The organism is Bradyrhizobium sp. BRP23 (assembly GCF_020194135.1).
In the GTDB taxonomy this organism is placed as follows: Bacteria; Pseudomonadota; Alphaproteobacteria; order Rhizobiales; family Xanthobacteraceae; genus Bradyrhizobium; species Bradyrhizobium yuanmingense.
Map to the genome: position 1 here is coordinate 1 of NZ_JADYVW010000078.1, position 268 is coordinate 268.

Annotated in this window: 1 pseudogene; it reads left to right on the forward strand. The window is 65.7% G+C overall.

The annotated features are described in order from the left end of the window. Window positions 1-268, forward strand: a pseudogene (locus I6F24_RS37420) (hypothetical protein); the annotation flags it as partial.

Genomic DNA, 268 nt, shown 5'->3' on the forward strand with positions numbered 1-268 from the left:
GCCGAGCAGGTGTCCGGTGGCGGCTACGACGTGGTCTGGAAGAACTCGGCCAACGGGCACTACTCGGTCTGGAGCACCGACAGCACCGGCAATTTCGTGACGACGCTAGCCGCGGCTCCCGAGGTCCTGGGGAGCGATCCAACCCTGAAAGCACTGGAGCCGACGCTGCAGCAGGATCTCAATGGCGACGGCACGATCGGAGTGCCGATTGCCAGCCCAGTCACGATCGAGGCGTTGGGATCGACCAGCGTGGTGGTGTCCGGCGGCA